Annotated in this window: 7 protein-coding genes and 1 pseudogene; 6 read left to right on the forward strand and 2 right to left on the reverse strand. The window is 75.4% G+C overall.

The window, feature by feature from the left end; genetic code table 11:
* From ICW40_RS10190 to ICW40_RS10205, 4 genes and pseudogenes are all read left to right on the forward strand, one after another.
* Window positions 1-363, forward strand: a pseudogene (locus tag ICW40_RS10190) (hypothetical protein); the annotation flags it as partial.
* A 195-nt stretch (window positions 364-558) separates the two neighbouring features.
* On the forward strand, window positions 559-1,200 hold the full coding sequence (locus tag ICW40_RS10195; protein ID WP_221653716.1) for a response regulator transcription factor: 642 nt from the start codon (window positions 559-561) through the stop codon (window positions 1,198-1,200).
* 57 nt (window positions 1,201-1,257) lie between these two features.
* The gene (gene guaB, locus ICW40_RS10200; protein ID WP_221653717.1) at window positions 1,258-2,799 is read left to right on the forward strand and encodes an IMP dehydrogenase; all 1,542 of its coding nucleotides are present in this window, start codon (window positions 1,258-1,260) and stop codon (window positions 2,797-2,799) included.
* Window positions 2,796-3,644, forward strand: a complete 849-nt coding sequence (locus ICW40_RS10205; RefSeq protein WP_221653718.1) for an inositol monophosphatase family protein — start codon at window positions 2,796-2,798, stop codon at window positions 3,642-3,644. Before guaB ends, ICW40_RS10205 begins: the two co-directional genes overlap by 4 nt.
* Here ICW40_RS10205 and ICW40_RS10210 read toward each other — a convergent pair.
* Window positions 3,551-4,969, reverse strand: a complete 1,419-nt coding sequence (locus tag ICW40_RS10210; protein ID WP_221653719.1) for an MFS transporter — start codon at window positions 4,967-4,969, stop codon at window positions 3,551-3,553. The two genes, ICW40_RS10205 and ICW40_RS10210, sit on opposite strands and share 94 nt — an antisense overlap.
* 52 nt (window positions 4,970-5,021) lie before the next feature.
* On the opposite strand from ICW40_RS10210, the gene ICW40_RS10215 reads away from it, so the two are divergent.
* Complete coding sequence (locus tag ICW40_RS10215) at window positions 5,022-5,621, forward strand: TetR/AcrR family transcriptional regulator (protein WP_221653720.1); 600 nt, start codon at window positions 5,022-5,024, stop codon at window positions 5,619-5,621.
* Here the strand turns inward: ICW40_RS10215 and ICW40_RS10220 are convergent.
* The gene (locus tag ICW40_RS10220; RefSeq protein ID WP_221653721.1) at window positions 5,618-6,355 is read right to left on the reverse strand and encodes an exonuclease domain-containing protein; all 738 of its coding nucleotides are present in this window, start codon (window positions 6,353-6,355) and stop codon (window positions 5,618-5,620) included. The genes ICW40_RS10215 and ICW40_RS10220 overlap by 4 nt on opposite strands.
* A gap of 117 nt (window positions 6,356-6,472) precedes the next feature.
* On the opposite strand from ICW40_RS10220, the gene ICW40_RS10225 reads away from it, so the two are divergent.
* On the forward strand, window positions 6,473-7,597 hold the full coding sequence (locus ICW40_RS10225; protein WP_221653722.1) for a GuaB3 family IMP dehydrogenase-related protein: 1,125 nt from the start codon (window positions 6,473-6,475) through the stop codon (window positions 7,595-7,597).
* Window positions 7,598-7,909 lie beyond the last annotated feature (312 nt).

The following is a 7,909-nucleotide window of genomic DNA, read 5'->3' on the forward strand; positions in this document are numbered from 1 at the left end:
GCGCCGACGGTCCTCGTCGTGCCCGCGGCGGGCGGCGCCGACCTGCTCGCGCACAGCCTCGCGACGGCGCTCTCGGGCAGCGGTGTCAGGGCGCGCGTCCTCTCGGCAGGGGGCGAGGGGTCCGTCGCAGCGGCGGTGCAGCGGCTCGCGCCCTCGGCCGTGCTGCTGCACGTCGGCGCCGACGACGCGGAGGCCGCGCGCGCGGACCGGCTGCTGGGCGCCGTCGCGGCACGCGCCCCGGCGGTCCCGATCTTCGTCCACCGTGAGGGCGCCGCGCCGTTCGAGCCGCCGGCCACCGTGACGGTGCACCGGGTGCGCACCCTCACGGGGGCGCTGCACGAGGTGCTCGCGGTCGTCGGCTGAGGCGGGCACGGGGTGCCGGCGGTGCGCTCGTCCGTCGTCGGCGCGAGGCCGAGACGCGACGCGGAGGAGGGTTCACCCGGCTCGCGGGCTAAGGTCCGGCGGCACGCGGGCCGATGAGAACCTCGCGCGGCACCCGGCCGTCGCAGGCCGCCCCGCCCCGTCAGGGGCGCGGCGACGAGGACCGGAAGGAGGCGGATGGCAGGCATCGTCGTGTGCCACGGCTCCGCCGCCGTGCGTGACCGCATCGTCTCCGCAGCCCACGGGGTCCCGGCGCTCGCGCCGGCCCGTGGAGCCGCCAGCGCCGAGGAGCTCGTCGCCCTCGCGCGCCGCACCGCCCCCGCGCTCGTCCTGCTGGACGCGCACCTTCCCGGTGCCGGCCCCATCGAGGCGATGCGCCGGCTCCGGATGATCGGTGCCACCCCCGTCGTCATCATGCTCGCCGTCCCGGGCGACGAGATCACGCTCGACCGCGCCATCGCGCTCGGCGCGCGTGGCTACCTCGCGCCCGACGTCGACCGCAGCGAGCTCGTCGCCGTCGCGGCGCACAGCCTCGCGTCGAGCGTCCCGCACCAGGCGGGCCCGCCCCCGCGGACCGAGGCGCCCGTGCGCCGCGTCGAGCCGCAGGACCCGGGCGCACCCGTCGTCGAGCTCACCAAGCGCGAGCTCGAGGTGCTCTCCGGCATGAGCCACGGGCGCTCCAACGCCCAGATCGGCGCAGAGCTCTTCCTCTCGGAGGACACGGTCAAGACCCACGCGCGTCGGCTGTTCCGCAAGCTGGGCGCCGCGGACCGCGCGCAGGCCGTCGCGATCGGTCTGCGCCGGGGCTTCATCCGCTGACGCAGCCCGCGTGGACGGGTGCCGACCCACCCCGGTGAGGTGCGTACCATCGACGAGGTGAGCGCGTTCGAGCCCCGCACCTCTCCCGCCGCCGACGACCAGCCCGCAGACCCGTTCGGCTTCGTCGGCCTGACGTACGACGACGTCCTCCTGCTGCCCGGCGAGACGGACGTGATCCCGAGCGAGGTGGACACCACCTCCCGCCTCACGCGTGAGCTGACCGTCGCGGTCCCGCTGGTCTCGGCCGCGATGGACACCGTGACCGAGGCCCGGATGGCGATCGCCATGGCCCGTCAGGGTGGGCTGGGCGTGCTGCACCGCAACCTCTCGATCGCCGACCAGGCTCACCAGGTCGATCTGGTGAAGCGCTCCGAGTCCGGCATGGTCACCGATCCGGTGACGGTGGGGCCCGAGGCGACGCTGGCGGAGCTCGACGCGCTGTGCGGCAAGTACCGCGTCAGCGGGCTGCCCGTGGTCGACGACCAGCAGCGCCTGCTCGGCATCATCACGAACCGCGACCTGCGCTTCGTCGCGCCGCAGGACTTCACGACGCTGCGCGTCCGCGAGGTCATGACCGCCATGCCGCTGGTCACGGGCCCGGTCGGCATCTCGCGCGCGGACGCGGCGTCCCTGCTCGCCAAGCACAAGGTCGAGAAGCTGCCGCTCGTCGACGAGGCCGGCGTGCTGCAGGGCCTCATCACGGTGAAGGACTTCGTCAAGTCCGAGCAGTACCCGCTCGCGACGAAGGACGGCGAGGGGCGGCTCGTCGTCGGTGCCGCGGTGGGCTTCTTCGGCGACGCGTGGGACCGGGTCACGGCCCTGGTCGAGGCGGGCGTCGACGTGCTCGTGGTCGACACCGCGAACGGTCACGCGCGCCTCATGCTCGACATGGTGCGGCGCATCAAGTCGGACCCGGGGACGCGTCACGTCCAGGTCATCGGCGGCAACATCGCGACGCGTCCGGGTGCCCAGGCGCTGGTCGACGCGGGCGTGGACGCCGTGAAGGTCGGCGTCGGCCCGGGCTCGATCTGCACCACGCGCGTCGTCGCGGGTGTCGGTGTGCCCCAGGTCACGGCCATCTACGAGGCGGCGAAGGCGTGCCGCCCGGCCGGCGTGCCGGTCATCGGCGACGGCGGCCTCCAGTACTCGGGCGACATCGCCAAGGCGCTCGTCGCGGGCGCCGACACCGTGATGCTCGGCGGCCTCCTCGCGGGGTGCGACGAGAGCCCCGGCGACCTCGTGTTCGTCAACGGCAAGCAGTTCAAGCGGTACCGCGGCATGGCGTCGCTCGGTGCGATGCAGTCGCGCGGGGACCGCCGGTCCTACTCCAAGGACCGGTACTTCCAGGGCGACCTGTCCGACGACGAGATCATCACCGAGGGCATCGAGGGCCAGGTCCCGTACCGGGGCCCGCTCGCGGCGGTCGCGCACCAGCTGGTCGGCGGCCTGCACCAGTCGATGTTCTACGTCGGGGCGCGGACCATCCCGGAGCTCCAGGCGCGCGGTCAGTTCGTCCGGATCACCCCGGCGGGGCTCAAGGAGTCCCACCCGCACGACGTCCAGATGGTCTCCGAGGCGCCGAACTACTCGTCGCGGTGAGCGGACCGCACCTCGAGGGCATCCCCGTCGCGCAGGTCACCGCGCTCGTCCGGGAGGTCGCGGCCGGCGTCGTCCGGCCCCGGTTCCGGGCGCTGCACGCCGACGACGTGAGCGAGAAGAGCCCGGGCGACCCGGTGACGGTCGTCGACCTGGCCGCCGAGGAGGCGCTGACCGCAGGCCTGCTGCGGCTCACGCCCGACGTGCCGGTGGTCGGCGAGGAGGCCGTCGCGGCGGACCCGTCGCTGCTCGACGTCGTCGCGACCGCCGAGCGGGTCTGGGTGGTCGACCCCATCGACGGCACCCAGGCCTTCGTCGACGGTGCGCCCGACTACGCGCTCATGGTGGCCCTCGTCGAGCGGGGCGAGGCGGTGGGCGGCTGGATCTGCCTGCCGGAGCGCGAGCGCATGCTCGTCGCAGTGCGGGGAGGCGGGGCGTGGGACGGTGACATCCGCCTCGCGCGGCCCGAGGCCGACCTCCGGGCGCTCCGCGGCGGCGCGGCGACGAAGTTCCTGCCGCGCGATCGCCCCGAGCTGCCGAACGGCGTGCACGAGCGGGTCACGTCGGGGATCGCCGCGCTCGGTGCGGGCGCCACGACGAGCGACCGGATGTGGGCGGGCGCCACGTACGCGAGCATCGCGACCGGTGCGACGGACTTCGCGTTCTACTGGCGCACGAAGCCGTGGGACCACCTCGTCGGCGCGGCGATCCTGCGGGAGCTCGGGGGAGTGAGCATCCGTCCCGACGGCACCGACTACCGCGCGGACGACGACGGCGTGGGGCTCGTGGTGGCGTCGTCGCGCGCGGTCGCCGACGCCGTCCTCGAGTCGCTGCGCCCGCTCGGCTGAGGGCTCGCGCTGCGGCCCGGCCGACGTCCGGCGAGTGCCGCGAGGCCGGCCGCGACGCACAGGGCGGCGGCCACGACCGCCGAGGTCACCGGGCCGAGCGCCTCGCGCGCTGCGCCGAAACCCGTCGAGCCCAGCGCCTGCCCCGTCGCGAGGGCGATGAACAGGACCGACGTGCCCGCGCCCGCCGCGGACGGCCACGCCTGCCGGGCCCACAGGATGAGGACGGCTGACAGGCCCATGTACGCGGCACCGAAGACGGCCATGCCGGCGTATGCCGCCCACGGCGCGCCGGTGGCGACCGACAGCGCCACCCCACCCGCGGCGAGCGCGAGGGCGACCGTGCACGTGCACCACGCGGCGCGCCGACCGGTGCGCCGGACCAGGGTTCCCGTCGCCGCGCCCACGAGGCCGCCGGCGCCGAGCGCCGTCCACAGCCAGCCCACGCGCTCGGCCGGCACGGATCCGGGCTCGGTGAGGATCAGCGGTCCGAACGTCCACACGAGCGCCGACCCGGCGCCCGCGACCACGGCTGCCGCACCGGGGACGGCGACGGCGCGCCATGCTCCGGGTGCGGGCTCCGCGGACGTCCGGGCCGGGTCGTGATCGGCGGCGTCGGGGTCGGCCGAGCCGCGAACGGCCGGCCCGCCGTCGCCCGCGCCGTGAGCGGTCGCCAGGTCGGAGCGCCGTCGCACGGGGTACCAGGCCGCCAGGGCGGTCAGCGCGCACGCGGCGGCCATGGTCGTCCAGGCCGGGGTGATCGTCGTGGCGGCGAAGGAGACGATCCCGGCCCCGACGACGCCGACCGCGGTCCCGGCGTTCACCACGGACTGCGCCGTGGCGGCCGCCTCGGGGGCGACGACGGCGTCGACCACGGGGACGAGCGCAGGGGAGGCGAAGCCGCCGCCCAGGCCGCCGACGACCACCGCGAGTACGAGGACCACCGGGTCCTGCGCCAGGGCGACCCCCACGCACCCGGCCGTCGCCGTGACGCCGGCGAGCACGAGGCCGACCCCGGGACGGCGGTCCACGACCCGGGCCGCGGACGCTGCCGCCACCGAGTACGAGGCGAACTGGGCGGCGGCGGCCCAGCCCAGCACCCCGGCGAGCTCCGGACGCTCCGCCGCGAGCATCGGCGCGAACAGGCCGACGCCGAAGCGCGCCATCCCGTACGTGGTCGCGATGAGCAGCATGCCCGCGAGCGTGACGGCGACACCCGTGGTCGCGCGCGCGTCAGGACCCGAGCCCGCGGTGCCCGCGGCCGTGCCCCCGCTAACGCCCGCGCTCGCCCGCGGCGTGAGCCGGCCGGTCCCTGCGACGTCCGCCATGCCCCTCCTCCATAACGACCGTTTCACTGTAACGAACGTTATGCTCGGTGGCATGCGGGATCCGGGTCGCACGCGCGAGCGCATCCTCGACGCCGCCGAGGAGCTGTTCTTCCGTGACGGCATCGCCGTCACGGGGGTGGACGCCGTCGCGGCGGAGGCGGGCGTCGCCGTCGTGACGCTGTACAAGCACGTCGGCTCGAAGGACAACCTCCTGCGTGAGGTCCTCGAACGTCGCCTGCGCTCCTGGACGGAGCACTGGGACGTCGCCGTCGCCGACGCCGGCTCACCGCGCGAGCGGCTGCTCGCCGTCTTCGACGCCGTCGAGACGTTCCGCGCCGCGGCGCGCCCCACCCAGTGGTGCTGCTTCCTCGCCACCGCGTCCGAGCGCCCCGTCCCGCGTGACGGCGGGGACGACCCGGTGCTGGACCTGATCGAGCAGGACACGCGCCTCGTCACGGAACGGCTCGGGCGGCTGGCGGAGGAGGCGGGGTGCACGGACGCCGCCACGGTGGCGGAGGTCCTGCTGCTCCTCTACAACGGCGTGCTCAGCAGCCTGCTGCGCGGGGCACCCGCTGACCCGGTCACCCATGCCCGCGCGACCGCACGTGCCGTCGTCGACGCCTCGTGCCGCGCGGCGGCACCTGAGTCCTAGGCCACCGGTCCGCCTGCGCTGCTCAGCACGGGCGGACCGACGCGTACGGGCCACGCCGGTTCGGGGCCCGGACCTTCCGCCCCGCGCTCCGCCCGCGCCGAGGAGACTCGGTCCACCCAGCGCTCGTGCGCGGACACCTGGAGCTCGTGCAGCTCGTCGAGCGGCAGCGCTCCGATCTCGGGGAACGCCCGCGTCAGGGCGTCGAGCACGTCCAGGGTCGCGATCACGTCGACGTCGGCCCGGTGGAGGTCGGCCGCCGGCACCCCGTAGTGGTCGCACAGGTCGCCCAGCCTGCGGGCCCCCTCACGGGACGCGTCCAGGTGCCGGTCGAGGACGAGCGGGTCGATCACCGCGCGGACCGGGCGGCCGAGGCGCGCCGCGAGCGTCGCCAGCCCGTGCCGGCGCAGCTCGACGTCGAGCAGGGTGAGGTCGAAGCTCGCGTTGTAGGCCACCACCGGCTCGTCGTGCGCCAGGGCGTCCACGAGCTCGACCGCGATCTCGTCGAGCGCCGCGGCCGCCGGCCGACCGACGGCGCGCGCACGGGCTGTGGTCACCCCGTGGATCGCCGTCGCGACGTCGGGAATCGCCACCCCCGGGTCGAGCAGCCACGTCGTCACGCTCGTGGCGCCCGCCTCCCGGCGCACGACGGCGGCCGTGACGATGCGGTCCGTGTCGACGTCGACCCCCGTCGTCTCCGTGTCGAGGCCCACCACGGGGCCTGCCGTCCAGCTCATGGCCACCTCCTGCGGACAGCGTCCCAGGAGCCACCGACACCGGGCGGTGGCGCGCCGACCCGGCAGCGCCGATCGCCCCGGCGCGGGCCTGCGTGCGCGCGCCGGTAGCCTGGGGGCGTGAGCAACGAGATCGAGATCGGCCGCGGCAAGCGCGGGCGCCGGGCCTACTCCTTCGACGACGTCGCCGTCGTCCCGTCGCGTCGCACGCGTGACCCGGAGGAGGTCTCGGTCGGCTGGCAGATCGACGCCTACCACTTCGAGCTGCCGATCGTGGCCGCACCGATGGACTCGGTGATGAGCCCCGAGACCGCGGTCGCGCTCGGTCGCCTCGGCGGCCTCGGCGTGCTCGACCTCGAGGGTCTGTGGACGCGGTACGAGGACCCGACGGCGCAGCTCGCGGAGATCGCAGAGCTCGACGCGACGGGTGCGACCGCGCGGATGCAGGAGCTCTACGCGGCGCCGATCATCCCCGAGCTCATCACGCAGCGCCTCCAGGAGGTGCGCCGCAGCGGCGTGACCGTGGCCGGCGCCCTCTCGCCGCAGCGCACGCAGCAGTACTGGAAGCACGTGGTCGACGCGGGCGTCGACCTCTTCGTCATCCGCGGCACCACGGTCTCGGCCGAGCACGTCTCGGGTCGCGCCGAGCCCCTCAACCTCAAGCGCTTCATCTACGAGCTCGACGTCCCGGTGATCGTCGGCGGCGCGTCGACCTACACGGCGGCGCTCCACCTCATGCGCACGGGCGCGGCGGGGGTGCTCGTCGGCTTCGGCGGCGGCGCGGCGCACACCACGCGCAACACGCTCGGGATCCACGCGCCGATGGCCACGGCGGTCGCCGACGTCGCCGCAGCGCGCCGGGAGTACCTCGACGAGTCGGGCGGCCGGTACGTGCACGTCATCGCCGACGGCGGCGTGGGCCGGGCCGGCGACCTGGTCAAGGCCGTGGCGTGCGGCTGCGACGCCGTGATGCTCGGCGCCGCGCTCGCGCGCGCGGCCGAGGCGCCCGGAAAGGGCTGGCACTGGGGCCCGGAGGCCCACCACCCGCAGCTGCCGCGCGGCGAGCGGGTGCAGGTCGGCACGGCGGGCTCGCTCGAGGAGATCCTGTTCGGGCCCGGTCGTCAGGCGGACGGGACGCTCAACCTCGTCGGCGCGCTGCGCCGCGCGCTCGCGACCACGGGGTACTCCGACCTCAAGGAATTCCAGCGGGTCGAGGTCGTCGTCTCGCCGTACCAGCCGCACTGACGTCCCTCTCGAACCCCCCACCGGGCGCACTCTGCCCAGCGGCTGACGCGCCACCCTCCCCGGCCTGACCCCTCCCGCCAGGCCTGACCGCTCCTGCCGACAGGGCAGCTCGCGCGCGGACCGCGAGGAAGGGTTGCGCACGAATAGCGTGCGCAACCCTTCCCCGAGGCGCTGCCGCACCCGTCGGGCCCACCGCCGTCGCCCGGAGAGCCGTCACTCGGCCCGGAGCCCGCCTCAGGGGTGGCCGGATGTTCGCGTTCGAGCGTGTGCGCACGTGGGTGGGTCCGGTACGCGGCCAGGTGGACGGTTGTT

Source organism: Actinotalea ferrariae (genome assembly GCF_019733465.1).
Lineage (GTDB): Bacteria > Actinomycetota > Actinomycetes > Actinomycetales > Cellulomonadaceae > Actinotalea > Actinotalea ferrariae_A.